Raw genomic sequence first — 21,610 nt, forward strand, 5'->3', positions numbered from 1 at the left:
ATCCCGCCGCCGGCCCTCACCCCTTGCGCGGCAGATACGTGTTGACCGGGCGGCCGGTCGAACCGTAGGCCAAATGCAGGTCAACTAGTCCTTTGCGTTCCAGTTCGCTGAGATAGCGCTGGGCCGTCGGGCGGCTGATGCCGACGCTGCCGGCAATCTCCGAGGCACCCAAAGGCTCCGTGGAGTGAACCACCATGTCGAGGACCTTTTGCATGGTGGGCGGCAGGCGCCGGGGTGCTTTCGCAGGGGGAGCCGTCCGGCGCAGGCTGAAGAGCTGGTCCACGGTCGCCTGGTCGGCCACGGTCCGGGACTCCGCTTCCTGCCGCCAGCGCCGATAGGCCTCGAGCTGGGTTTGCAGCTGCTCGAAGCCGAACGGTTTGACGAGGTAGTACACCGCTCCCCCGCGCATGGCGGCCCGTACCGTCTCAAGGTCCCGGGCGGCGGTGATCATGACGGCGTCGAGCTTTTCGCCGGCCCCCTGAAGGGACCGCAGTAAACTGATGCCGTCTTCATCGGGGAGGTAGACATCCAGCAGAAGAAGGTCCGGTTTGAGCCGCTGCACGGCTTCCCTGGCCTCCGCCGCAGTGTGTGCCTCGCCGACGCATTCGTATCCCTCTATTTTGGCCACGCGGCTGGCGTGGATGCGCGCTACGCGGAAGTCGTCGTCGACCACCAAGGTGCGGATCATTCGATCGATTTTCCTGTCATGACCGGGGTTTCGGACTCCAAACGCGGTTCCGGTAACCAGATTTCAAAGCGTCCCCCGGGTCCGGGGAAAACATCCATGGTTCCTCCCGCACGGTGAACGATCCGGCTCACCAGCGCAAGGCCTATCCCGCGACGCATTCCTGGCCGCGGTTCTTTGGTGGTGAAACCGTCCGCGGTGATCGTGCCCACCAATTCTGCAGGAACACCGGGGCCATTGTCGGTCACGCAAATGAAAATACCCGAGGAGTCGTCCAGTTGGATGGTCACCTCACGGGGTGTGGGTTGCTCCGCGAGGATCTCGACGGCGTTGTCCAGGAGGTTCCCGACGATCGTCAGCAGTGCTTGCGTTTCAAGGAACGGTTGGCGCAGCTGGGAGTCGTCGGTCACCGAGATTTCCACATCCTGCTCAGCAGCCACGGTGATTTTCGCGAGCAGCAGCGCCGCGAGCTCCGGCGGCTCGATCCGCGAGCGCAGTCCTTCGCCAAGTGAGCGCGAGGTGTCCGAAATCCGCGATACGAAATTCCGCGCCTGGTCCACATCTCCAAGCTCCAGGAGTCCGTCCACCACGTGGAGCCGGTTGGCGTACTCATGCTCCTGTGCGCGCAAGGCTTCCATCAGGCCTTCGACCGAGCGAAGGTCGCGGACGAGGCCCTCAACCTCGGTACGGTCACGCAATGTGACCACCGAGCCTATGCTCCTTCCAGCCAGGGCAACGGACATCCGGTTGACCACCAGCAAGGCGTCCTCGGTGATCACGATCTGGTCGGTTCCGCTGATCTCACCCGTCAGGAGGGAACGAAGCCGTCCAGGCGGCAGAAGATCCTCGATCTTCTCTCCCAGCACGTTTTCTTCGAGATGTAGCAGGGAGCGTGCCTCGGAGTTGATGACGGTGACCCGGCCGTCGTCGTCGAAGCCGATCATCGCCTCGCGGATGCCGTGCAGCAAGGCTTCGCGCTCTTGCAGGAGGGACGCAATCTCCACCGGTTCGAGATCGAAGGTGACCCGCTTGATTCGGCGCGCCAGAAGGGCCGAACCCATGGCACTGATCACGAGCACCACGGCTGAATAGCCGGCGATCAGCAGCACCTGCTTGGTGAGTTCGCTGCTTTCCGTGGTCTCCAGGATTCCCACCGAGACCTGCCCGACGACGGTCCCGTCCGCCGCGCGCACCGGCGCCTTGGCGTTGACTGAGTCGCCAAGGCTGCCTTTGTCTATTCCGACGTGGGTCTGCCCGTCAAGGACCGCGACGGGTTCTTCCAGGGTCTGCCCGATGAGGTTTGGATTCGGGTGGGAGTACCGGACACCTTTCCGATCGGTGACCACGACGTAGTCCGGCTGTGCCTGGGACTGGACCTTGCTCGCGATCGCCTGAATCGAGTGCGTGGGATCTCCGTTCCCCAGCGACGTCACGATTTCCGGCATTTGCGCCACCGTCGTGGCGATTCCCAGCGCCCGGAGCCTGTACTGGTCTTCGAGGGTCTGGTTGCTGATCTGGGTGTAAAGAAGCGCGCCCAGAGTGACTGTCACAAAGAGGATGCAGAGCAACCACACCAGAATCTGGGAGGCAAGGGGCCGGGCCTTCCAGCGCGCGCCGAAAAATCGCAAGCCACGCGACTCTGGATGCACTGCCAACCTCTTCCTACTCTCCTAGTAGCTTATGTGACAAAGTTCACGGCTACTACGGCTCAGCGGCGCACCGGCACCTTGGCATGCCACGAGGTGTGTTTCTCATAGACGTGCGCGATGCCCAAGAGATCCGCCTCCGCGAATTCCCGTCCCAGGAAATGCATCCCCACCGGCTGTCCTCCGGCAAATCCGCACGGGATGCTGAGTCCGGGCATTCCGGTGAGGTTGGCCGGCGAGAGCATCATGAGCGCGCTGGAGAGGGAATCCTTCCCCGTTGAGCCGGTGAGCGAATGGGACATGTCAGCTTCGATCGGCGCGATGGACGGCAGCGTCGGGGACACCAAAGCCTGGACTCCTGCGTTGTCCATGGCAGTCCGCAGGAAGGCGCGAAGAGACGAGCGCACTTGATGCGCCAACTGGACGTCTTCTCGCGGCACCAAGGCGCCGGTTTCGATCATCACGCGGGTTCCGCGGAGATACTTGTCAGCGCTTCCGGCCAATAGTTCGCGATGGTGTTCAACCGATTCGGACAGCGAAATCGCCAAGCTCGCCGGCAGGGCCATCTTCAGTTCCGGGAGGGACACCTCAACAAGCTCCACCCCGAGTCCTTGCAAAACCATCAGAGCCTGCTCAAGGACCGCAGCCACTTCCGGCGTGACCTCCCACTCGGCCCAAGCGCCACGATCCACCGCCACCCGGGTCGGGGCCGGCATCGCCTCGGGGAGCACCATCTCCTGAAGGCGTGCCGCCGTCGCGGGCTCCAGCATGCCTTGGAGCAGCACCGCACAATCCGACACGCTTCGAGTGATCGGACCGATGTGGTCAAGAGTATGGCTGACGTTGAGAACGCCCGAACCGTCCACCAGTCCGGCCGTGGCTTTGAGGCCCACCAGCCCGTTCACCGACGCCGGATTCCGCACGGATCCACCGGTATCCGTGCCCAGGGCGCCCGGTGCGCTCCCGACGGCCACGGCCACTCCCGAACCGATGCTGGACCCGCCGGCGTAGCGCTCCGCACCCCAGGGATTTTTCGACGGCGGGGTCCCTTGTCCGAAGGCGAACTCATGGGTCACCGTCTTGCCCAGGATCACTGCCCCGTTCCGCCGCAAGTGCCTCACCACACCGGCGTCGTCGGAAGCAACTCGGCCCCTGAGCGCCAGGGACCCGCCTTCAGCCGGCATCCCGCGCACGTCGATGACGTCCTTCACGCCAAGCGGAATCCCGTGGAGCGGTCCAAGAAACTCTCCGCGCGCCGCGCTATTGTCCGCAGCGCGGGCCGCGTTTCGGGCGCCTAGCCGGTCGACGTGGACCCACGCATGCACTGAATCTTCAGTGGCTTCGAGCCGCCCGATGACGGATTCCACGAGCTCGGCCGCCGAAAGTTCGCCGCGGCGCAGTAGCCCGGACGCCTCCGTGATTCCCAGTTCCCATGCTTCAGTCATTCGCGCCTCCTCCAGGGGCTTCCTGCAAACGTCGGGGGTCGAAATCGGCCCTCAACGCGGCCATGCCGCGCTGAAAGTCATTGAATGAGCGTTCAACGGCGGCCTCGTCCTCCCGCTGGATGGCCTCGCCAACCAGCTCGATGAGTCGCGCGGACTGCTCTGGAGTCAAGGGCCCGTTCACCGGTGCGCCGCCGGAGTCAGCCGACCGTCCCGCACCACGCAGACGCCGCCGACGAAGACGAACCGTACGTCGCGGAAGTCTTCGGCGCTGGCGACGACGACGTCGGCATCCCGTCCCGTTTCAATCCGCCCACCGTTCGGCGCAATCCCCGGAATCAACCCGGTCACAGCGGATGTTGCCATGGCCACTGCTCCGGCCAAGGATCTGTAGCCATGCTCGGCCACATCCTGCACGGCGGAGATCAATTCATCGTGGTGGCCCTCGTGGCCGTAGTCCGTGGCGAGGACGTCCACCAGCCCGGGCTCCTGCAGCAGAGCATCCCAGTGCTCCCGCGTGGTCACGGTCTGTTTACGGTGCAGCAGGTCGAAAACCGAGACTTCGGCCGGCCAACCGTGGTCCCTGCCGAGCTTGGCCAGCGCAAGCGCCTCCGCGGGAGTGTGCGAGGGGTGGTTGGCGTGGGAGGCAATGACGCTCGCCTTCGACCCGCCTGCCGTGGCCCGTGGTGTCCCGTCCATGAGTTCGCGCATGACCCGGGCTGTCGCGGCTGCACTGTGCACAATCGCCGGGACGCCGAACCGAGCCGCGGCCTCGACGCCCTCCCGGATGCCGTTGAGTGCTGGCCCGATGGAAGGCAACACGGAATCCCCGATGATTTTCCGCAATTCGACGAGGCCGATCTGTCCTTCCAAGCCGGCTTCGGCGGCCGCGGCCCGCAGTGCGGCCATGTCGCAAGCCTCGGGATCGATGAAGCGGCCAAGGACGGCTTCCTTCATCCGCCGGGCCTGCGCCGAGTGCACGCGCACGCCGCTCGCCTTTTCGATGGCGCGGGGGATGTAGCTCAGGTCCTGCCCTCCCCCGCCGAGGGTTTGACCGCCGCCGAGCTCGCCGATCGCGATCGCGCCGTCCTCGAGCATCCTCTCCACCGTACGGTGGCCGGACTGGGCGGGCAGTCCCCTGCCGTCAGCCAGTCGTGCGGCCCGCTCAGGCTCGGGCAAGTACGTCGTTGCTCCGCGGACCTGGACCGCATGGCGGCGGTCCGCCTCCCGGACATGGTCCATGGTGCAGAAACCGCAAAGGTTCAGCACTGTGGTGGTTCCCGCAAGAAGGTGGCGGTCAAGATTCGCCAACCACTCGTCGTCGGGCAGCGCGGGGGCGCCGCTGGGCATGAGCGGCCCGGGAGTCACCCCATGGACGTGGCTATTGATGAGACCAGGCATCACGACGCATCCGCTCGCATCGATCACCTCGCCGTCGAACGCTTGATCGCGATCCCAACGCTCGAGAACGTCGGCGACGCGACCGCGGCGCAGGATCACTGCTCCCGTTTCGAGCACCGTAGTGCCTGTGCCTGGCACGACGGTGCCACCGTGGATGAGCGTAGACATTCGACTCCCTATCGATTACGTTCATGATATCGAAGTATCTTCACTATAACCACAGAGAAAAAGCGCAGAGGAGATTCCACAGTGCCAGTCCCCTCCACCTCCCGGGATTTCGTGGGCTACGGCGAGCATCCACCGGAGTTCCGCTGGCCTGGGGATGCACGCGTTGCCGTGTCCCTGGTGATCAATGTCGAAGATGGAGCGGAGCGCAGCATCGCCCGCGGGGGCCCAGCGGACGATCTTGGAGCCCACTGGATCAAGCACCCCGCCCACCCCACCGTCCGGAACCTCACGCTGGAATCCGCTTTCGAATACGGATCAAGGGCAGGCATCTGGCGCGTGTTGCGCATTCTGAGGCGCCACGACGCGAAGGCAACGGCTTTCTGCTGCGCCACGGCACTTGAGCAAAACCCGCAGATCGCTGCTGCGCTCGTCAGGGACGGCCACGAAATTGCCGACCACGGTTACAACTGGGATACCCACGCCGGGCTCGCTCCCGAGGAGGAGCGCGCGCTCATTACCGCTTCCCGCGACTCCATCGCCCGAAGCACCGGCGTTCCGCCGACCAGCTGGTACTCCCGCGACGGACTCAACCCTGGCACGCGGGACATTCTCGCCGCCGCTGGATTCATGTACGAGTCCAATAGCTTCAACGATGACTTGCCGCACTCCGGAACCGGGATGGACAAGGCGGGGAAGGACGGAACGGGGTTGCCCGTGCTGCCCTACGCCGGTGACACCAACGACTCGGGCCTCTTCAGGCAGTTCCCCACGGCCACCGCGTTCGCGCGCCACTTGTGCGGCACGCTCGACATGATGCTCACTGACAGCCGGCACGGCCCGTCCGTCATGAACGTGGGCTTGCACCCGCGCCTCATTGGCCGCCCTGCCTACGCCGCCGCCCTGGATGCGTTCTTGTCCCACGCGGGCAAAAACCAAGCGTGGATTGCGACGCGATCGCAGATCATCCAGGCCTGGCTGCTGAAGACGAGCCCTAGGCCCTAGCGAGCAGCGCGCCCCAACCAGGGATCGGGCGCGCAGTTCCGGCCAGCCGGAGGAGATGCCACAGCGTGGCTGTTGCGCTGTCGACCACGGGCACGCCGAATTCGGATTCGAAGCCGGCCGCAAGATAGGCGGAGCGAAGGTTCGTCCCGATACAGACCACCGCGTCGACGTCGGAACCAAAGGCGGGCTGCATGAGCGCGCCGATTTCGGTGCTGGACATCCGCGAGATCTCCGGATTGGACATCGACGTCGCGGGCACCGAGGAACGGACTACTTCCAGGCCGCTGGCTGCGTACTCACGTTCAATGAGTGCCACGATGCCCGCGGGGCCGGGAAAAACGACGGCGACCCGGCCGGCGTCGAGCGCTTCCAGGGCGGCCACGAGCGCGAGGGACGCCGTGGTGGCTGGCGCGCCGGTGGCCTGCGTCAATGATTCGGCGAGTGCCCGGTCGCCTTCGAGGCCGGTCCAGGATCCCGACGTTCCATGGAACGCGATGGCATCCAGCTCAGCATGGCTGAGCAGTGACGGCGCGTCGCCGAGAACCGTCGCATCGATGCGGTCATCGAGGTCCGCCGGGAGCCGGAAGCGGCTGTAGTGGACGCCGATGTCGGGCGATCCGGCCAGGATGTCGGCTGTCAGGGACTCCGCGTTCGAGTTCGACGACGGCACGAGCATTCCCAAACGGGACGACGGGCCGGGCGGGCGGCTGATCAATGCGATTTGCCCAGCGACGGCGGCGTCGAGATCGCCACCATGACGGCCGCGGTGTCCGTGAGGTTGCTCCACCAATGCGGCAGCGTGGCATCATAGGTCAGGCTGTCGCCCTCGCCCAAGGTGAACTCCTGCCCGCCAACACTCGCCACGAGCGTGCCGGTCTGGACCACGACGCACTCCTCACCCTCGTGCGAATGCGGAACCTCCGCGCCGTCGAAATGCGCGGGGATGGTCATGTTGATGACGCCAAGCTTCCGGTCCGCATCCGGCACGATCAGTTCCATGACGATTCCCTGCGAAGGAATCTCGATGCGGCGGCGATCGGCCCGGCGCACCAGCATGTGGTTCTGCGTCTCGCTGGGGTCGGTAAACATGCTCGCCAACGGCACACCGAGGGAATTGGCGAGGCGAAGGAGCGTGGCGAATGACGGATTACCGATGCCGCGCTCGATCTGGCTGATCAGTCCGGCGCTGACGCCGGCCCGGTCCGCCAATTCCTCGACTGTGAATCGCCCGGCACGCTGTTCCTTGAGCATGGCCCCCAAGTGGGTGATCCACAGGTTGCGGTGCAGAGTGTCATCGTCGTCGACTTTAACCACTTCCGTGCTTCCCAATACGGCTCCTCAGTGTTCCAGCACTCATCAGTATATCGAAGACTCGTCAACTAAACGAAGAATCCTGGCTGGATCCTCCGGCGTCGAGCCCTTCTTCATCGTCACAGCATGCCAGCATCGGCATCGCTGCAGAAGAACCACGCGGTTCATTTTCACAGGGAGTCGCACCTCGTCACCCGGGTCTCCGGAGCGACGGCATCAGCCAGCTGGGCGATCATCGAGGCGAGCTCACGCTCCCAGTACACCGCGGCGCGATCGGCGCCCCGGGCGTGGACATCGCCGGCACTGGCAATGTCCGCGGCAGGAAGGCCCACGCTTTGGCCGGCGGCGCCGAGGACGTCGACGACGCGCTGGACAGACTCCTCAAGAGCGACCGCCCCGGGCCTCCCCTGTTTCATCAGTTCGCCGGCCAGGTCCGTGGGGCCAACCCAGCCGCCGTCGAAACACTCCAACGCGACGAAGTCTTCGACGGCGTCGACGGCTTCCACCGTCTCAAAAAGGACCGTCAGCCGGGGCTCCAGCGAATAGTCCGCACCAAACGCCGAGGCGAACGAAGCCTGTTTCGGCCGGAACCCATAAGGGCTGAACCTCGTCGCCCGATAGGCCCTTTCAAGTTCCTTCGGATGCCGCACCCTGGGGAGCACAATCTCGTCCACGCCCGTGTTCGCGAACGCCACCAAGGTCATGTCGTCGAGGTCGGGGACACGGACGGCCACCCGGGTATTGGCGCCCGACAGTCGCTGGACCGCATCCGCGCATTGCTGCAAGGTCAATGTTGTCTGCTCTGCGTCGAGGACAACGAAATCCAGGTTTCGGTAGGCAACCACGGACAACAGCGTGGGGGTCGGCTCGGCCGTGATGAGTCCGACCTGCCGGACCAGCGACGCCGCCATCACTCGTCCGCCACGAACTGCCAGTCGGCGGGCTTGCTGACGCCGACAACAAGGTTGACGTCTTCGTCGCCGTCGTTGGTAATGCCATGGGTGGTGCCGCGGGGAATGTAGATGCCATCGCCAGGCTTGGCCCGGTACTCGGTGTCGCCCAGATGGACGAGGGGCTCGCCCGAGATGACCACGTAGAACTCGGAGGCATCGGGGTGGTGATGGCACAGGTGATGTTGCCCGGGGAGGATCCTGCCCCAACTGACGCAGAGATCGTCGGAGCCGCTCAGGCCACGCGAGATGAGCGTAGAGACGAGCCCCTGGTCCTTTTGTCCGCGCAGTCCCGTCTTCTCCAGCGTCGTGAAGCCTTGCTCGTCCACGTTGTGGACAAGTCGCGAAATATCCGTGGCCATTGGAGTCCGTCCTCCCGGCATCGACGTCGTCACGCGCGGCCTTCGTACGCTGGTTCGAGCTGACCGGCGGCAGGCGGGTTGGCGATCCACCACCGGGCAATTTCCTCCCTAGTGGCGAACCAAACGTCGTTCCGGGTACGGGCATACTCCAGGAAGCGCCTGACGCCCAAGGCCACGCTGGGCCGCCCACCGATGCGCAAGTGCACTCCGACGGACATCATCCTGGGCACGGTTTCCCCTTCGATCAGAAGGCAGTCGAGGCTGTCCTTCAGTACATTGAAGAAGTCATCCGCTGTCCCGAGGCTTCCGGGACCCCAAAACCTCGCGTCGTTCGTGTCGCCTGAGTAAGGGACCACAAGGTGGCGGGATTCCCCGGCGGAGACAAAATACGGCAGGTCATCCGCGTAGGAATTGGAGTCATAGAGAAAGCCCTCGTCCTTGAGGATCGCACGGGTGTTCTCCGTGATTCCTTCGCGGACGTACCAACCCACCGGCCGGACACCCGAGACTCCCTCGATCGCCGCGACGCAGGCCCGGATTTCGGCCAGTTCCTCGGCCGGAGTCATTCCAACGGTCCCCCGCCATTTGTAGCCGTGCGCGCAGATCTCGTGTCCATCGCGCACGATCGCCTGGGCGGCCTCCGGGTTTCGCTCCAGGGCTGCGCCGCACGCCATGAATGTCGCGGGCACGTTGTAGTCCCGGAGCAAAGCCAGAAAGCGCCAGATGCCTACCCTGCTGCCGTACTCGAAGAAGGATTCCTTCATCAAGCTCCGCCGCCGCGGATCCGAGGACCAACCACCGAAAATCGTGACGTCTTCGTCGCTTTCATCACCGGCTTCTATGGAGCTCTCCGCGCCTTCCTCGTAGTTGATGACCATGGAGATGGCCACCTTGGCACCATTCGGCCACGTCACGACCGGGGGGTTTTCCCCGTATCCAATGAGGTCTCGCATTGACTCACTCCTTGCCGTTCGTCGCTATCAATCGAAGCGTCGAATTCTAGAATTCATTATATTGAACTGAACTTCACTATGCAATCAGCGGCCTTCCGCATAGACCCTCCTGTGCGCGGCCAATGACGTCCTGAGCATTCCGTCGACGTCGTCGATCACGTTGCCGTGGGCCGGGCCGATCAGTTTCGTGGGAAGCGTGTCCAGTACCGCTTCGATCGCCTCGAAGGCATCACTGACATCCACGAACTTCGTCCAGTAGAGAGCCCTCCCGGTGCCATACGCCGCTTGGTCCACGGTGGGAGGTTCCGGCATCTCGCCCGACAACAGGCGGCATTGGCCGGGAAGGTGGACCGGTTCGTCGTCGTCCTCTGCTTCCCCGTCTCCGCGCGCTGCGGGGACATCGTGGATAAAGGAGAAGCCGTCCGAAACGAACATCATCCGGGCGCCGTCGTCGTGGCCCCAGAGAGTGTTCTCCAGGTCCCGGATGAAGGCCGGAAGGAAGCGGAACTCCCGATTGCCAAGATCGATCCGGCTTCCGGCCGCCTGTGTCCGGAACCTGGAGCGGTATTCGGGGAAATGCAGGTGGTAGTCACGGACATCCCCCACTACGAGCGCCCCGGGATACTTGTCCAGCAGGGCAGGCAGGTTGCCGGCGTGCGGGATCTCGGGATGGGTCGGGAACACATAATCCAGGGGACGTTCACCGAGAACCAATTCAAGCTGGGCGAGAAGGAGGGCGCGGTGAGCCGGATCCCCCGTGTCCACCAAGAGCGTCGCTTTGGAGCCCACCACCAGGTAGGAGGAGACGTGATAGTGGACTTCCTGCCCCTGGGCGTTGGCCGACAGGCAGCCACCCAGCCAATAGGTTCCGTCGGCAAGCCATCGGAGTTCGACTGCATCGTGCTTCACTGGACTCTCACTCTCTGGATCCCGATTTCCTCGATTGCCCGCGCCAGCTGCTGTGCCTGCTCAAGGCACAGGTCCCTGCCCACAAAGGGTGTCCCGTAGCCGGGCCCGACGGCGCGGACATCGCGGTCCCGGAAGATGTCGGCAACGTTCCTGGCGATCGGCCCGGTATCTGCCCCTGTGAACCAGCGGAATTTCCGGAGCCCCTCGCGGGTCTCCGGCTTGGCACTCCCGCCGTGCGTGAACGCATCCGAGGTCAGCAGCGCGCCCGATTCCGGATCGAACACCCAGAGGGTCGGCAGGAGCCGGAGGAGCGGCGACACGAGTTCGACGACGACGCCGTCCTGCACTTCTACGCGCATCGACGTCCCCGGATCCACGGCAATCCGCTTGGATTCGGCCTTCGAACGGGGCACTGTGATTCCGCCCGTGTACCAGACCGCGCCAACCGCAAAGTGTTCCTCGATGGCCGGGATGTTGAGGCAGCATTCCATTTCTGTCCTGGTGAGGACAATGGATAGTGGCTCTCCGGGTGACAGCAGCCGGTCGAGCTGTTCGATGATGCCTTCCTGGTGAAGGCGAATCCCGGTGTCCACCAGCACTGAACCGGACGGCCCCTTGATCAAGTAGCAGTTCACCGCTTGCGCACGCTGTACGCCAGGCGGGCACCAGCTCACGCGCTCATCCAGTTCGATGTCCCCGCCGAGCCGGTAGATCCGGCCGCTCAGCAAACCGCCCATTTTCACTCCTTCCCTTGGATCCGGATGGTTCAGGAGGCGCTGGCTGTCTCCCAGACAGCAATAGCTTCGTCGAGGGTGCAGACGTCGTGCCGGGCCCGCATGACGGTCAACGCGGCGTCGTGCACCACCGTGTCGTAGGCTCCCACCGCATCCTCGAGCAGCACGGCATAGAAGTCGTTGTGCACGGCGTCGCGCAGGGTCGCTTCGACGCAGCCACCGGTGGAAACGCCCACGAGCGCTACCGACTCAATCCCCTGGCTGCGCAACAGCAGGGCGAGTTCGGTGGCGATGAATGCGCTGGGGCGTCGCTTGGTGATCACGACTTCCCCGTCTTCGGGCGTGCAGGGTTCGCAGAATTCGGTCGCGGGGTCGCCTTTGGCACTGAGCTTGCCGAGGTCAATGGGGCGGCCGTTCGCTGCGGTATAGAGGGCACGCAGCCAGGCCGCCGGCGAGCTTGCGCCGTCGGGAAGGTTCTCGACGCGTATGTGGAAAACCGGCACCCCATTTGCACGGGCCGCGGTGATGGCCCGCCCGCATTTTTCGACAACGGACGGCATCATGCTCATGTCATGTCCGGAATCCCCTATTGCGCCACCGTGCGAAACAGCTCCCACCTGCATGTCGATGACAACCAGTGCAGTAGTGGCGGGATCGAGCAGTTCCTCGAGGGTGTCGCGGACGGGTTTGCCGCAGATTTCAATCATGGTTTCTTCCTTCAAGCGGATCCGGGGTCACAGCGGATCTGGGGTCGGGTGAGTCCTGGCCGGCGGTCGCCCCGCCGGCCAGAACCATGTGCTTCTTGGGATTTGCTACTTGCCCAGACCGGCGAAATAGACCTGGTCGTTGGTGAGCGGTACCGCACCCGTCAAGGTGTCTTGCTTGACGATCAGGTTCCGGACCTCCACCAGGGAGAGGATCGGGGCGCCCTGGTCCACCAGTCCGGCCATCTTCTTGAGCAGGGCCGTCCGCTGGTCCGTGTTCGTGCTCGGGGTGGCGGCCAGCTGGGTCCGGGCGGCATCGAATTCAGGATTGGACCATCCGGTGCTGTTGCTCGGAGCTCCCGTGGAGTAGAACGCGTAGGTGTAGAACGCGGGGTCTGCGATGACGATCGGCTCGGAGTACAGGACGGCCTGGAAACGTCCGTCGATGAGCGCCGAGGAGAAGTCGGTCGGGCTCGCAACGTTCAACAGCTGCACCGTGATGCCCACCTTCGCCAGCATGGATTGGATGAGGACGGCTGAACTCTTCGCGACGGGACCCGGGCGGCTCACGCTGTAGCTGAGTGTCAGGGGGAATCCGTTCGCGTACTGGGTCTGTGCCAGCAGCTTCTTGGCCCCGTCGGGGTCATATTTGTAGGTGGGCGAATCCTTCACCGCGGGAAAGATCGAGCCCGCCGGGTCCGCGAGGCCGGCGTAGGCACCCTTGGCCAGGGCGGCCCGGTCGATCGCCATGGAGACTGCCTGGCGAACCTTCTCGTCTGCCAGCGGACCGGTCTTCGTGTTGAACATCATGGTGTCGCGTGTCTGGCTGGTGCACTTGAGGACACTTACCCCACTGACACCGGTCATGGAGCCGTATTGGTCATATTCGAAGCCGTTGGCAATCTGGGCCTCGCCGGTCTTCACCAATTGGGTCCGGGTCGCGGTGTCGGGAACGGCCTTGACCACAACCCGCTTTACCGAGCCTCGATCGCCTCCCCAGTTCGGGTCCGCGGTCACCGTCAGGGACGTCCCGGGAGTAAACTCCTCGAGCTTCCACCCGCTGTAATCGGCCAGGTTCTTCGAGAGCCACTTGTTGGCCGTGGGGTCATCCGGCGTGACGTGAAGTTTCGCTTCCTTGCTGTCGTGGATGTAGAAGAGATTGTTCTGCAGTGACTCGAGCGTGTATGACGTCATGCCGAGGGTGTTGAGTTCAACAGTGCGGTCATCGATCACGGTGACGAGGTTGTCCACATTGAATCCGCTGCTCTTGAGCGTCCCCTTCATGACGGGCTGCCGCACCATCCCGATCGCGAGGCTCCATTTCACGTCCTCGGCCGAGAGGGTGTTTCCAAACTGGCTCGTCAGCTTCCGCAGCTTGACGATGACCCCCTTGCCGTCCGGGGCGGCAACCGCACTTTCGGCGAGCCGGCCGGTCACCGCAGTAGACGGCGTCGAGCATGATTGGTCATCAGTTGCGCCGGTCTTGTACTCCAGCAGCTGGGAACCGAGTCCGCTGAGCACAACGTGTGATGCACTGCCGCCCCACGGGGCGGGGGTGAGGCTGTCCGGGAGGGCGCCGACCGCAATGACGACCGACTCCGGCTTGGCCACCGCCGCGGTGGGAGTGGCTCCCCCGCATCCGGTGAGCGACACAGCTGCCGCGGCTGCGACCCAGCCGAGCAATAAACGCGAATTCTTCATAAGCCTGGTTCCAATTTCTGTACAGAGGGAAAGGACGTGTTACGAGTAGTGCGCTGCTGATGTGGGCAGTGGATTAGTAACGGTAGGCGTGCTTGTGGCCGGCCCGGATGATGGGCGCCACCTCCGGAATATTGGTGATCACGTTGCCGTGGGTGGGCGCTACGATCTTGACCCCAAGGTCATCCATCAGCTTGCCGACCCGGTCGTAGACCTGGTCGGCGTCGTTGGCGAATCTGGCCCAGTACAACGCGCTGCCGGTAAAGAAGGCTGCGTTCTCGACCGCGATGGGTGCCGAGAGTTCATCTGTTGTCAGGCCACATTCGCCGGGGAGGTGCACCGGATCCTCATCATCGAGTTCCGGGCGGTGCATGTAGCAAAAACCGTCGGCCGTGAAAAGCACGCCCGACTTCGGCACGAAGCCCCATTGGGTATTTGGCAGGTCCCTGATCATGGCCTCGACGATCACGAATTCATACCCGCCGCCGAGATCCACTTTGTCCCCGGGAACCCGGGCGTGCAGGTTGGGCACGATCTGCGGGTAGAAGAGGTGGTAGTCCCGGATGTCGCCGACAACCTTGATATCGGGGTACTTCTCCACGAGGCGCGGAAGGTTTCCCGTGTGCGGAAGCTCCGGATGCGTCGGGAAGACGTAGCTCAGCGGTTTGTCCCCGAGCAAACCGTCAAGGGTTTCCGAAATGATGTTCCAGCTGGAGGGGTTGCCCGTATCAATGAGGATTGACGACTCGGTCCCTTGTACCAGGTACGTGGAGGTGTGCCCGTGGATAACGCGGTCCTGGAGGTGGAACGGCAGGCACGAACTCATCCAGGTGACGCCGTCGGCTACCTCGCGCGGAAGGTCGCGGCTCATGGTTTCTACTAGTTCTTCCATCGGGATTCTCCTATGCCTTTTCCGGTGTCAGCGCGGCGAGCATGAAATCAAGGTGCCGGCGGACGAGCTCGCGCCCGCGGATCACGCAACCGCGGGAAGGGGCGATGGTCTCTGGGGCCAGGGTCTCGAACTTGTCCGAGAGCCATTCCCGGAGCGGCTCGCACGTGGCCCGCGGGATCCACTCGTATTTCGCGTAGAGGTGCTCGGCGACCTGCTTGGCCGTGGTGGTGTCCTGGGCGATCGAGTCGATGATGCGGGAACCGTCCGGGCTCGTCATGGTGCCGTGGGTGAAGGTGTCGGAGGTGAAGATGGTTCCGGTATTCGCGTCCCAGCCCCAGAAGGTCGGGAGGAGCCGCAGGAGCGGCGACTCGATGGTCAAGTGACGGCCCGGCGCCACCTCGATCTCTGGGGTGCGGGCCATGGAATCTCCGCCCTCTCCCTTCTGGTCGATCTGCTGCCGGCGTCCTCGGAGCGCAAGCCGGCTGAGGTCATCGAAGGCATCGAAGGGGTTGATGGCGCCGCCGGTGAAGAGGCGTTCGATGTCGAACTTCCCGGCAATGGGTTCCAGGTTCGAAACGCAGTCCATCTCGCTCCGCGTGAAGAACATGGAGAGCCGGCCGTCGTCGTCGAGCAGTTCAACCAGGTCATCGAGGATTTCCTGGCTGTGGACTGCGAGCCCGGTGTCGACCAACAGTCGGCCGGACCCTTCGCTGAGGAGATAGCAATTCGACGGCTGGAAGCCGGTTGCCCCGGCCGGTACCCAGCTCACGCGGCCATCGAGCGGAATGGTTCCACCGAGGGCAATAACTTTATCTTCATGAACTTTAGTGAACATGTCTTCAATCTATTGAAGTCGGGAGACGTCTGTCAAGACTTCTCGGAGGCGGCTGAGGGCTTCTTAGGAGATGGTTGCCGGGTTTGCGCGCAGGCGCTTCTGACGGCGTCCTGCCACGGCTTTGCTGCGCGTGCGGGGGTCCAGAAGGGTGATCAAGGCGTCGAGAACGACGTAGCCGAGCAAGCTTGTGGTTCCCATGATGAGGACAAAACCTTGAATGACGGGCACATCGCCTTTGAGTACGCCGTCGAGCGACCAACCACCCACTCCTGGCCAGGAAAAGACACTTTCCACAATGGCCGCTCCGCTGAGGGACGCGGCAAAGAGAAGTACCAAGTAGGTCATGAGTGACCCGCGGATGTCACTGAGGGCATATCGGAAGACCTGGGTGGGACGCAGTCCGCAGGCCCTCGCGAACTCGATTTGTGGTGATTGGAGCACCTGCAAGAGTCCCGAGCGCACCGTCTTTCCAAACGGGGCAGCAAAGAACAAACCCATCGTCACGATAGGAAGGACAGCGCGGCCGAGGATTGACGAAAACGTACCCCATTGGCCGGCAACTATGGCGTCGAGGGGAATTGATCCCGTGACGCGCGGCGGAGTGATCTGCGCACTGGAGAGCATGCCGATCGGTGCGGGCGCGATGCGCAGTTGTTGATAGAAGACGAACAGCAACACGAGGGCCAGCACGAATTCCGGCATGGCCATGAGGATGGATATCCAGAACGTGAAGGCTTTATCGGCAAAACGCCGGTAGCGATAAGCCGCGAACGTTCCACTCGCCATGCCGATGATGAGGGCCAAGGCGAGCCCCGGCACCATATAGATCAAGGTATTCGGGAGCCGGGTCAGGATTTCGCTGGACACCGAACTGCCCGTGAAGAGGGAATGGCCAAGGTCCCCGCTCAGGGTCCTGGACATGTACCCGAGGTAGCGTTCCCAGAAAGGCAGGTCCAGGCCAAGTTCCGCGTGGATACGGGCGACGTCTGCCGGGGTTGCGTATTCACCCAGAAGGGCCACCGCGGGGTCGCCGGGAAGAAGGGACACGAGGCCAAAGCTGAGGGTGATGAGGCCACACAGCAATAAGGCAGCAACAAGGAGCCTTGAAATGATGTAGCGGATCATGAAATCTGCCCCCGGGAATTCGTAGAGCCAACGACGGCGGAATAGGGAACTACCGGCAACGCGGCGGAAATCAGCGATTGGGTATAAGGGTGCTGCGGAGCCATCAAGACATCTCGGGTGGGACCAGTTTCGACGATTTTTCCGCGGTGCATGACAGCCACCGTGGAACAGAAGTGCCGGACCGTTTCGATGTCGTGGGAAATGAAGACGTACGTGAGGCCGCGCGAAGCCCTGAGGCGCGCGAGGGTGCGCAGGATAGAGGCGCGGATAGTCAGGTCCAACGAGGACGTTGGCTCATCCAGGACCACCAGGCTGGGATTCGTGACCAGGGCGCGTGCGATCCCCACGCGCTGCTGCTGTCCCCCGCTGAGGTTCGCCGGGCGCCGGTCCATGAAATCGGCCGAGAGGCCCACCTCTTCCAAGGTTGCCAGGACCCGCAGCCGCCGCTCGGCACGGTCGCCCATCCGGGCGACGATGAGCGGCTCCTCGACGATCTGCCGGATCGTCAGGCGCGGGTTCAATGACGCGAAGGGTTCCTGGAAGACGATCTGCCAATGGCGGCGCTTCCGGCGGAGTTCGCCACGCCCAAGGGCCAACACGTCCTGCCCCTCGATAACGACGGATCCGGAATCCGGCTCGGCGAGCCTCAGGATCAAGCGGCCCAGGGTCGACTTGCCAGAACCGCTTTCGCCGATGACGCCGAGCGTCTCGCCGGCTTCCACGGACAGCGTGATTCCATCTACGGCGCGTGCTTCCCCATGGGGAGTACGGAAGATCTTCGTGACATCCACGAGTTCAAGGAGCGGCATTCTCAAGACCTCCGGGCTTCGGACAATTGGACCGTGGAGGGGTTAGGCGCTTCCGGCTCCGCGGTATCCGGAGCTTCGGCGTCCCCTGGAACGAATTGCGTCTCATCTTCGGGACGCACCACCGAGTTGAGCAGGGAGATCGTGTAAGGATGCCGCGGACGGACAAAAACGTCCTCAACGAGTCCTTGTTCCACGATATTTCCGCGATACATGACAAGGACGCGGTTGCAGTAGGAGGCCACCACCCCGAGGTCATGGGTCACGATCAGCATCGAACGGCCGCTCTCGACCGTCAGCCGGCGAAGGGTGTCCAGGACCTGGCGCTGGACGGTGAGGTCCAGCGCCGTCGTCGGCTCATCGGCGATCACCAGCTGAGGGTTGAGGTAAAGCGCCATGGCGATGACGACGCGCTGGGCCATGCCGCCGCTGAGTTCGTGCGCGTAACCGCGCATCACGCGTTCCGGATCGCGGACTCCCGTCGACTCCAAGAGCTGTAGTGCACGGCTGCGCTCGGAGGCATCAACCTTCACTCCGTGCGCCTTGGCGATATTGGCGAACTGCTTTTCGATGCGGGTCACCGGGTTCAAGGCGCTGAACGGATTCTGGGCGATGAATCCGATCTCCTTGCCCCTGATTTGGCGCATTTCCCGCTCGGGCAGGTCCAGGAGGTTGCGTCCGGCGAAGTTGACGTTGCCGGCAGACACCTTGCCCGGCGGCATCAACAGCTTCGTGATGGAGCGGACCACGGTCGATTTGCCCGAGCCGGATTCACCGACGATCCCGACAATCTCGTTGTCCTGCACCTCAAAGGAGACGCCATGCAGCGCCCGGACCACACCCCGGGGAGTGTGGAACTCGGTTTCGAGTTCCCGGACTTGGAGGGTCTTGTTCATCGGGTGTGCTCCACTCGTTCCATCTTGTCCTCAATAGCACCGGCGATGATGTTGAGAGAACCGATGACCAGGAGGAGGGCGAGCGCCGGAAAAGCCACGGCCCACCATTGGCCCCGGATGAGCATGCTCACGCCGTCGTCGATCATCGCGCCCCAGCTTGGCTGGGGCGGTTTGACCCCGACGCCGAGGAAGTTCAAGGCGGCAATCGTGCTCAGGGCGCCGGCAGTGGTCAGCGTGGCCTGCACGAGGATCACACCGTACGCGTTCCTGAAGATGTGGTTGAAGGCCACGCGGATTGGCGAGCATCCGATGGCCACCGCCGCCTCGACGTACCTCGATGAGCGGAGCGAAATCGCCGCCGCACGGGACAAGCGTACGAAGCGCGGAGCCGCAACCAGCGCGATGGCGAGGATGACATCGGTGGCACCGCCGCCCATGAGCTGGATGGACACCACGGCTATCACGATGATGGGGAGGGCGGCGAAGGCATCGACTACGCGCATGATCGCCTCGCCGGCCACGCCGGTAGTAGCGAAGAGGCCCAAGGGAACGCCGATGACAAGGGCAATGGCCGTCGCCGCGAGGGATATGGGAAGGTCGAGCCTCGCCGATTCAATCGTCCGGGAGAACACATCCATGCCGTTGCCGTCCGTGCCGAACCAATGAACGGAGTTGGGGGCCAGGGCCATGGATTCCACGTCCGGCTGGAGGGGGTTTTGGGGAAGGCGGAGAAAAATCGCCGCGAGCGGGAGTCCCACAATGAAGGCGGCGGCGACGACGGCGAGGACCGCCCCTGATCGCTTGTACGCCCAGGCCCTGCCTTGCTTGGCCCAGCCCGACGCACGTCCGCCCAGGGACCTCACTGGAGTCCGGGACTCGGCTGTCGTAGTTTCACTCAATTGGCACTCGATCCGGTTGACGGGTGTAGGTGAAAGCCTTCTTTTGACTGGCGCATGCGGGGCTCCAGCCACTCGACATCCTGCCGAGAATTTGCATATCGAAGTTTCATCACTTTATTGAAGTCTATGATTGTGTGTCAATGGTCACTGTTGACAGGACCATCAAGCGTCTTCATTATGGTGACAACACCAACAGTAAGATGAAGACGGATGTCAACCTTGGTGTGAAGCCGAGCCCTGATCTGTTTTCCGAACACGATTTGGAGACAACAATGACCAATCTGAGTAAATCGGCAACTGTGACCGACACCAAAGAGCCCGCATTCGAGCCCAGCGTTCGCTACCTGCTCCGTGACGGTGAACTGGTTGAGTACGCGGATGCCAAGCTCCATGTCCTGAGCACCACGTTGAAGTACGGCGTCGGCGTCTTCGAAGGGTTCCGCGCCTACTGGAGCGATGAGGACCAGCAGCTCTACGCCTTCCGGGTGGCCGATCACATGCGCCGCTTGATTGACTCGATGCGGGTGGTGGAAATCGACGGACCGCGCGACATCGGCGTCTTGAGTGAACAATTGCTCGGCCTGGTGCGGGCGAACGAGCTACGCGGGAACCTCCACATGCGCGCACAAGTATTCGTCGACTCGAGCGACGGCAAGCCGGAGGACACCGGCCCTGTCTCCGTATTCATGGCGGCCATCCCCATGGGCAACTATTTCGGTGCCAGCGGACTGGACGTGCAGATCAGCAGTTGGGCCCGCCTGTCCGACCGCTCCATGCCGCCCAGGGTCAAATCGATCGCCAACTACCAAAACGGACGCCTTGCCATGCTGGAGGCCCGGCGCAACGGGTACGACGCAGCTCTTCTGCTGACCGAGGACGGTCACGTTGCCGAAGGTGCCGGCTACAACGTGTTCATGGTTCGCCAAGGCCGGCTGTGTACGCCCCCCGCAACGGACAGCATCCTCGAGGGGATCACCCGCGACAGCGTGCTACATCTGGCACGAAACGTCCTCGGCGTCGACGTCGACATCCGCCCGATCGACCGGACGGAACTCTACTCGGCCGACGAAATCTTCGTGTGCGGCAGCGCCGCCGAAATCAACCACGTTTCTTCCGTGGACCGCACGCCCATCGGCGACGGTACTGCGGGTGAACTCACCCGCCAGCTGCAGCACGCGTACCGGCAGGCCGTCGTCGGACGGGTCGCCGCCGATCAACAGTGGGCACAGCCCGTCTACCCCACCGCATAGCTTCACCCCGCCGACTCAAACGAAAGGGGCAGCATGCTGAACATGCTCCACGCAAGCTATGAATCTGCGTTGGGATCCTTTGACCGCGACGCCACCCCCGTGATCGAAGTAAGCCAGGGCGAGCAGTTCTCCCTCGGCGCCCGGAGCCTACTGACAGGCGGCCTGTTCGAAAGCACCGGGGAGTACGAGAAGTTGTCGATCCCCGTGACCGGGCCGGTGGCAGTGCGCGGCACCAATCCCGGGGACACGCTCCGTATAGACGTCCACGAGATCCGGATAGCGGACCGGGGCGCCATGGTGACGCTCCCCGGGCGCGGCGGTTTCACCGGCGGACTGGGGCGGTCCGGCCGGGTGGTCGACATTGTGGACGGGAGCGTCCGGTTCGACGACGACATCCGGATTCCCATCCGGCCCATGATCGGGAAAATCGGCGTGGCCCCGGCCGATGGGAATCCCAACTCCAGCACCGTCGGGTCGCACGGCGGCAACATGGACTGCAAGGACGTCACCGCCGGTTCCGCCGTCATCCTGCCCGTGCAGAGCGCGAACGCCTTGCTCTACGCCGGCGACCTTCATGCGGTACAGGGCGACGGCGAGTGCTCCCTTACCGCCGTCGAGGTCGAGGGCAGCGTTGTCCTCTCCTGCCACGTCTTGCCCGGGGTCACCGTCAAACGGCCGGTGGTCTTGTCCGGGGGTTCCGTCATCACGATCGGCGACGGCGAGACGCTCGACGACGCCGCGCGGCTGGCGCTCGACGACATGCTCGAACTCCTGCAGGCGGACCGGAAGTGGACCCGCGAGAAGACAGCGATGCTAATGAGCGCGGCCGCAGACGTTTCCGTGTCCCAGCTCGTCAACGCCCGTGCCTCGGTCAAAGTCTCCCTTGCCGCCCGCTACTTCACCTCCGCACCGTTTTCCCTTGAACCTCACCAACACTGAAAG

General features: G+C 63.6%; 23 protein-coding genes. 3 read left to right on the forward strand and 20 right to left on the reverse strand.

Features of this window, described 5'->3' with window-relative positions; translation table 11 throughout:
- Positions 1 to 16 precede the first annotated feature (16 nt).
- From VLA65_RS03220 to VLA65_RS03240, 5 genes are all read right to left on the reverse strand, one after another.
- Positions 17 to 688 carry a response regulator gene (locus VLA65_RS03220; RefSeq protein ID WP_059388273.1) on the reverse strand — a complete coding sequence of 224 codons (672 nt, stop codon included), beginning with the start codon at positions 686 to 688 and terminating at the stop codon, positions 17 to 19.
- Entirely contained in the window at positions 685 to 2,313 is a 1,629-nt protein-coding gene (locus VLA65_RS03225) for an ATP-binding protein (protein WP_306963824.1), read from the reverse strand. Before VLA65_RS03225 ends, VLA65_RS03220 begins: the two co-directional genes overlap by 4 nt.
- An 80-nt stretch (positions 2,314 to 2,393) precedes the next feature.
- The gene (locus tag VLA65_RS03230) at positions 2,394 to 3,776 is read right to left on the reverse strand and encodes an amidase (RefSeq protein WP_332601783.1); all 1,383 of its coding nucleotides are present in this window, start codon (positions 3,774 to 3,776) and stop codon (positions 2,394 to 2,396) included.
- Positions 3,769 to 3,945 (reverse strand): hypothetical protein, encoded by a 177-nt coding sequence (locus VLA65_RS03235; RefSeq protein ID WP_332601784.1) that lies wholly within the window; start codon positions 3,943 to 3,945, stop codon positions 3,769 to 3,771. The genes VLA65_RS03230 and VLA65_RS03235 overlap by 8 nt, the downstream gene beginning before the upstream one ends.
- Before the next feature lie 8 nt (positions 3,946 to 3,953).
- Entirely contained in the window at positions 3,954 to 5,342 is a 1,389-nt protein-coding gene (locus tag VLA65_RS03240) for an amidohydrolase family protein (protein ID WP_332601785.1), read from the reverse strand.
- An 81-nt stretch (positions 5,343 to 5,423) separates the two neighbouring features.
- Between VLA65_RS03240 and VLA65_RS03245 the strand changes: the two genes are divergently transcribed.
- Positions 5,424 to 6,344, forward strand: a complete 921-nt coding sequence (locus tag VLA65_RS03245) for a polysaccharide deacetylase family protein (RefSeq protein WP_332601786.1) — start codon at positions 5,424 to 5,426, stop codon at positions 6,342 to 6,344.
- Here the strand turns inward: VLA65_RS03245 and VLA65_RS03250 are convergent.
- The 15 genes from VLA65_RS03250 to VLA65_RS03320 form a co-directional block, all read right to left on the reverse strand.
- Positions 6,334 to 7,131: a maleate cis-trans isomerase family protein gene (locus tag VLA65_RS03250; RefSeq protein ID WP_332601845.1), complete on the reverse strand. Its 798-nt coding sequence runs from the start codon at positions 7,129 to 7,131 to the stop codon at positions 6,334 to 6,336. The two genes, VLA65_RS03245 and VLA65_RS03250, sit on opposite strands and share 11 nt — an antisense overlap.
- Complete coding sequence (locus VLA65_RS03255; protein WP_059388278.1) at positions 7,056 to 7,673, reverse strand: helix-turn-helix domain-containing protein; 618 nt, start codon at positions 7,671 to 7,673, stop codon at positions 7,056 to 7,058. The genes VLA65_RS03250 and VLA65_RS03255 overlap by 76 nt, the downstream gene beginning before the upstream one ends.
- Positions 7,674 to 7,825: 152 nt before the next feature.
- Positions 7,826 to 8,566, reverse strand: a complete 741-nt coding sequence (locus VLA65_RS03260) for an aldolase/citrate lyase family protein (RefSeq protein ID WP_307052702.1) — start codon at positions 8,564 to 8,566, stop codon at positions 7,826 to 7,828.
- Positions 8,566 to 8,967: a cupin domain-containing protein gene (locus tag VLA65_RS03265; protein ID WP_332601787.1), complete on the reverse strand. Its 402-nt coding sequence runs from the start codon at positions 8,965 to 8,967 to the stop codon at positions 8,566 to 8,568. Before VLA65_RS03265 ends, VLA65_RS03260 begins: the two co-directional genes overlap by 1 nt.
- Positions 8,968 to 8,996: 29 nt before the next feature.
- Complete coding sequence (locus tag VLA65_RS03270; RefSeq protein WP_332601788.1) at positions 8,997 to 9,920, reverse strand: polysaccharide deacetylase family protein; 924 nt, start codon at positions 9,918 to 9,920, stop codon at positions 8,997 to 8,999.
- Positions 9,921 to 10,004: 84 nt separating this feature from the next.
- The gene (locus VLA65_RS03275; protein WP_059388282.1) at positions 10,005 to 10,829 is read right to left on the reverse strand and encodes an MBL fold metallo-hydrolase; all 825 of its coding nucleotides are present in this window, start codon (positions 10,827 to 10,829) and stop codon (positions 10,005 to 10,007) included.
- Positions 10,826 to 11,566, reverse strand: coding sequence for a hypothetical protein (locus tag VLA65_RS03280; protein WP_332601789.1), 741 nt, complete (start codon positions 11,564 to 11,566; stop codon positions 10,826 to 10,828). Before VLA65_RS03280 ends, VLA65_RS03275 begins: the two co-directional genes overlap by 4 nt.
- Positions 11,567 to 11,595: 29 nt before the next feature.
- Positions 11,596 to 12,270: a cysteine hydrolase family protein gene (locus tag VLA65_RS03285; RefSeq protein ID WP_059388284.1), complete on the reverse strand. Its 675-nt coding sequence runs from the start codon at positions 12,268 to 12,270 to the stop codon at positions 11,596 to 11,598.
- A 105-nt stretch (positions 12,271 to 12,375) separates the two neighbouring features.
- Entirely contained in the window at positions 12,376 to 13,968 is a 1,593-nt protein-coding gene (locus VLA65_RS03290; RefSeq protein WP_332601790.1) for an ABC transporter substrate-binding protein, read from the reverse strand.
- Positions 13,969 to 14,041: 73 nt separating this feature from the next.
- Positions 14,042 to 14,857, reverse strand: a complete 816-nt coding sequence (locus VLA65_RS03295; RefSeq protein WP_332601791.1) for an MBL fold metallo-hydrolase — start codon at positions 14,855 to 14,857, stop codon at positions 14,042 to 14,044.
- 10 nt (positions 14,858 to 14,867) lie between these two features.
- Positions 14,868 to 15,692, reverse strand: coding sequence for a hypothetical protein (locus VLA65_RS03300; protein ID WP_059388287.1), 825 nt, complete (start codon positions 15,690 to 15,692; stop codon positions 14,868 to 14,870).
- A 63-nt stretch (positions 15,693 to 15,755) separates the two neighbouring features.
- Positions 15,756 to 16,817 carry an ABC transporter permease gene (locus tag VLA65_RS03305; protein WP_059388288.1) on the reverse strand — a complete coding sequence of 354 codons (1,062 nt, stop codon included), beginning with the start codon at positions 16,815 to 16,817 and terminating at the stop codon, positions 15,756 to 15,758.
- On the reverse strand, positions 16,814 to 17,626 hold the full coding sequence (locus VLA65_RS03310) for an ATP-binding cassette domain-containing protein (RefSeq protein WP_284989435.1): 813 nt from the start codon (positions 17,624 to 17,626) through the stop codon (positions 16,814 to 16,816). The genes VLA65_RS03305 and VLA65_RS03310 overlap by 4 nt, the downstream gene beginning before the upstream one ends.
- 2 nt (positions 17,627 to 17,628) lie before the next feature.
- Complete coding sequence (locus tag VLA65_RS03315; RefSeq protein ID WP_284989434.1) at positions 17,629 to 18,519, reverse strand: ABC transporter ATP-binding protein; 891 nt, start codon at positions 18,517 to 18,519, stop codon at positions 17,629 to 17,631.
- On the reverse strand, positions 18,516 to 19,418 hold the full coding sequence (locus tag VLA65_RS03320; RefSeq protein ID WP_332601792.1) for an ABC transporter permease: 903 nt from the start codon (positions 19,416 to 19,418) through the stop codon (positions 18,516 to 18,518). The genes VLA65_RS03315 and VLA65_RS03320 overlap by 4 nt, the downstream gene beginning before the upstream one ends.
- Before the next feature lie 272 nt (positions 19,419 to 19,690).
- Here VLA65_RS03320 and VLA65_RS03325 point away from each other — a divergent pair, with 272 nt between their 5' ends.
- Together VLA65_RS03325 and VLA65_RS03330 are read left to right on the forward strand one after the other, a co-directional pair.
- A complete protein-coding gene (locus tag VLA65_RS03325) occupies positions 19,691 to 20,668 on the forward strand; it encodes a branched-chain amino acid transaminase (RefSeq protein ID WP_284989432.1) in 978 nt (325 codons plus the stop codon).
- A gap of 33 nt (positions 20,669 to 20,701) precedes the next feature.
- Complete coding sequence (locus VLA65_RS03330) at positions 20,702 to 21,607, forward strand: acetamidase/formamidase family protein (protein ID WP_332601793.1); 906 nt, start codon at positions 20,702 to 20,704, stop codon at positions 21,605 to 21,607.
- Positions 21,608 to 21,610 lie beyond the last annotated feature (3 nt).

It is taken from the genome of Arthrobacter sp. S2(2024), from assembly GCF_036662515.1.
Classification (GTDB): domain Bacteria; phylum Actinomycetota; class Actinomycetes; order Actinomycetales; family Micrococcaceae; genus Arthrobacter.